Genomic DNA, 1,820 nt, shown 5'->3' with positions numbered 1-1,820 from the left:
AGCCGTTTACACCCGCACTGCGCGTCCGGCGCTCGATTTCTAACGGTAACAGCGTCCACAGATGCAACCCATGAATGGCGAGATCTTCAGGGGCTTCCAGCAGCACCGGGCGGGTTTTGCCCAGGCGCAGCATTTGCAACACCATATTGAACCCTACTTGCCCCCAGCCCGTTTGCGTCGACAGCGGCCAACCAAATCCGATCACACTACAATCCTCCAACTCTAAATTTTAGCAAAAAATCATTGATTTACATCGCCTACAAGATCCGGACTAACACCTTTAACAAACATACGTTCGAAGGTTTTCATCACGCGCTCGACTGTTGATCTCTTTACATGGCGCAAATCATCTTCCCACGGATCGTTCGTACACGTCATAACAACCTCATAGGAGGGGAAATACCAAACATTCTCATTTTTGTTCACAAACTCCTCGGCAGCAACTCGAAGAACAGATTTCGAATGCATATTTGCAGTAATAACGTGCATTTTATCCGCACGCCCAGTTGCCAAAAAAGGGACAGGAGAAACTGTAACGATTAATTTGAATTTTGGGTTATGCTCGCGAATAATATCTAAAAATCTCTGCAAACAATTTATATTCTCCTGAACTGTCAAAATTTTATGATGTAAAATCGCAAAATCATCGGCATTTTTTGGATTCCTCGATACGATACTGCCATCGATAATGTTTTGAAAACACTCATTCAACCCCAATGTTATAATAAACACCTCGCATTTTTCAAAAACACGTCGAACCGCTAACAGATGAGCAGCACGAGACGCATATATCTGCTCCGGCGTATCAGCGATGCAATTTTCCCTGTAAGGATCATGATATCTCAGAGTCCCGTTATTGTCTGAAATGCAATCCACAAGGGGCGGGAAATCTGCTACACCAAACGCTCTTTCTGCAATTTGCATAAAACTAGGGGTATTGAACAAGACCCCCCACTGCGCAGAGCTATTTGGCAATTTATCCGGAGAATGTGAAACGCTCCTCTCTTCCACAATATAATTGTATTTTTTCTCCTGCAAAAAATAAGCCATTTCATCAGCAAAACAACTACCCGCAGACCCAATTAGAGTAGTTTTATCAATCAGTTCAAAATTATTTATTACAATGTTCGCATTTTCTGTTGTCTCTGGGTATTTACTGGTTGGATCGGGCCACATGATGGATGACCGTCTCTTCCGCTCCGAGGATTGATATCGGTTACTCTCCACAAAAACACGACGCATGAATTGGTTTAACGCCCCGTACTCTTCAACCAAGGAGATGAGAAGCGCTTTATCGTCGGTAGATTTTATTGTGTTTATAAAAAAATCATCGAAAACATTAGCAAAATCATTAATACTACTAAACTCAATGCCGCCGTCAACAAACTGAGACAGCGCAAATTTTTTAAATCGGTTACTCACAAATACAAGGTTTACAAGGGACTCTTTAAACGCCCGCGTCATTGGCTGTGTTTTATCCAGCAAAATAAGATCATCAACTGTTTCCAAAGCATATTTTTTAGGCTTTTTTAATGGTACTTCTTGAGTATATTCTCTCATTTATTTATCTCAATCCATCCGTTGATCGTAAAAGGCATAGCTCTAATGCCTTTTCGGCTGGTGAGAAAATTACACGGATATTTCCGATTTCGCAACAAGTGCGCTATATCATAAAGGTCTATCTTTGCTCAGGAAGGACGATATGACTGGTTCCTCAAGCGGTACTCTGGCGCTCATTCAAGCGCGACTGCAATCCACCCGCCTTCCTGGTAAGGTCTTGGAAATATTGGGGGATCGCCCGATCCTTGCCTGGGTCGTCC

Annotated in this window: 2 protein-coding genes and 1 pseudogene; 1 reads left to right on the top strand and 2 read right to left on the bottom strand. The window is 42.8% G+C overall.

The window, feature by feature from the left end:
* Positions 1-205 (bottom strand): annotated as a pseudogene (locus VZ95_RS20395) (hypothetical protein); the annotation flags it as partial.
* Between the two features lie 35 nt (positions 206-240).
* Positions 241-1,560: a GSCFA domain-containing protein gene (locus VZ95_RS23555; protein ID WP_084627966.1), complete on the bottom strand. Its 1,320-nt coding sequence runs from the start codon at positions 1,558-1,560 to the stop codon at positions 241-243.
* A 142-nt stretch (positions 1,561-1,702) separates the two neighbouring features.
* On the opposite strand from VZ95_RS23555, the gene VZ95_RS29540 reads away from it, so the two are divergent.
* The coding region (locus VZ95_RS29540) for a cytidylyltransferase domain-containing protein (RefSeq protein ID WP_408606118.1) at positions 1,703-1,820 on the top strand (118 nt) is incomplete at its 3' end.

The organism is Elstera litoralis (assembly GCF_000963705.1).
Lineage (GTDB): Bacteria > Pseudomonadota > Alphaproteobacteria > Elsterales > Elsteraceae > Elstera > Elstera litoralis.
Note: the sequence above shows the minus strand (reverse complement) of the source record. Positions and strands in the feature narration are given on the sequence as shown.

Bases quoted from the DNA above. Each gene is read 5' to 3' on its own strand.
- VZ95_RS23555 (WP_084627966.1), bottom strand. From the start codon at position 1,560: ATGAGAGAATATACTCAAGAAGTACCATTAAAAAAGCCTAAAAAATAT.